Origin of the sequence: Burkholderia sp. Bp8992 (assembly GCF_003853705.1) — a bacterium.
GTDB lineage: Bacteria > Pseudomonadota > Gammaproteobacteria > Burkholderiales > Burkholderiaceae > Burkholderia.
Window position 1 is genome coordinate 1 of sequence record NZ_QTQI01000065.1, and the last position, 1,784, is coordinate 1,784.

General features: G+C 66.3%; 2 protein-coding genes. Both read left to right on the plus strand.

Features of this window, described 5'->3' with window-relative positions; genetic code table 11:
- The coding region (locus DIE03_RS37945) for a tetratricopeptide repeat protein (protein WP_124457136.1) at positions 1–588 on the plus strand (588 nt) is incomplete at its 5' end.
- Between the two features lie 120 nt (positions 589–708).
- A complete protein-coding gene (locus DIE03_RS37950; RefSeq protein ID WP_124457137.1) occupies positions 709–1,536 on the plus strand; it encodes a hypothetical protein in 828 nt (275 codons plus the stop codon).
- The last annotated feature ends 248 nt before the right edge of the window (positions 1,537–1,784 follow it).

Genomic DNA, 1,784 nt, shown 5'->3' on the forward strand with positions numbered 1-1,784 from the left:
ATGTACCGCCGTTTACTCGCACCGGGGCTGCTGTTGCTATTGGCCGCGTGCGCGCAGGATCCGTCCGCCACCAGCAACACGGTACGGATCTGCGACGACACCGGTTGTTCCGACCGCCCAAAAGATCAGGTGTCCTATCAAAAAAGGGACGATTCGGAAGAGCGGGAAGATCCGCGCATCGCCGCACTCAAGCAGACCGCGAAGACCCAGCCGAAGGCCGCCTACGACCTCGGCCTGCGTTATTTCCGCGGCGACGGCGTGCGCCAGGACAGCTACCAGGCACTCAAGTGGATGCGCGAGGCCGCCGAGCGCGGCGACCTGCAGGCGCAGAAGGCGCTCGGCAGCTTCTACCTGTTCGGCCTCGAGGAAATGGGCTCCGACGCGCGCGAAGCGGAGAAGTGGCTGTCGATCGCGGCGGGCCGCGGCGACAAGGAATCGAAAAAGCTGCTCGATCTCGCGCGCAAAGCCAAGAAGGAAGACGAGGACGACTGGAAATGGCGCACGCAATGGCGTGACGTCTATTACGGCTACTGGTACTCGGGCTATCCGTACTACGGCGTCTGGCAGCAGACGTACTGGTACTACTGACCGGGATAAAGCAACGGGGGCAGCCGCGGGGAGACCACCATCGCGCGCCACGCCGGGGGGCTTATCGAAGTTCGCACGGACACATAAGCCGAACAACGACTCTAATCGATCGACAACGACATGAAGACCAACCTTTCCCATCGTCTCACTCAAGGTGCGCTGGTTGCAGCGCTTGGCGCGTCCGTCGCGGGGTGCGGCGGCGTAGTGACGCCCGGCGGCCAGAACGCCGGCGTGACGGGTGCCGCGGCAGGCGGCGCGAGCGCCGGTGCCGATTCGGGGCTGCAGCGCTGCGCGTCGCCGCTCGGCACGATCGCCGTCGACGACGGCCGCAACGCCGACTGGTGGGGCCCGTTCGGCAGCGCGACCAAGATGACGACGATCGATCCGCTGCTGCGCCTGGCGGTCCAGCAGTCGAACTGCTTCGTGATCACGTCGATCGGCAACCAGAAGAGCGACGCACGGCTGTCGCGCATCACGCAGCTGCAGCGCAACTCGGGCGAATACCGTGCGGGCTCGAAGCAGCAGAAGGGCCAGCGTGTGGCGGCCGACTACTACATGGAACCGCAGATCGTCATCAACGATTCGCCGATCGGCGGCATCGGCAGCATGATCGGCGGGCTGATCGGCAACAGCGCGGTGGCGGCGGTGGCCGGGCACCTGCAGACGAAGGCGTCGGTCGTGACGCTGACGCTGTTCGACGTGCGCTCGGCGGTGCAGATCGCGGCGTCGGAAGGCAGCTCGACGGCGACCAACTACGGCGCGGCGCTGGGCGGCTTCGGCGGCGGCGTGGGCGGTGCGCTCGCGGGCTTCTCGTCGACGCCGGAAGGCAAGGCGACGGTCGTCGCGTTCATCGACGCGTACAACAAGATGGTCGTCGCACTGCGCAGCTACAAGGCGCAGGACGTCAAGGGCGGGCTGGGCCGCGGTGGCCAGCTGCAGGTCAACTGATGTTCCCGGGCCGGCGGTGTGCCGCCGGCCGATCGATGATTCCTGATTCGTGATGGTCGGTGCGCGCGACGCGATTCGCGTGTACTGGCTTCGTTCGTGCCGTTCATTCAGAAGGTGATCCCGATGAAAGCAGTTGCACTGATCGCATTGACCTGCCTCGCGCTGAGCGCTTGCGGCGGCGGTGACGACAATTCCTCGCCCGCGTCGTCCGGCGGATCGGGCACGAGCAACAACGGCGGCAGCGGCGG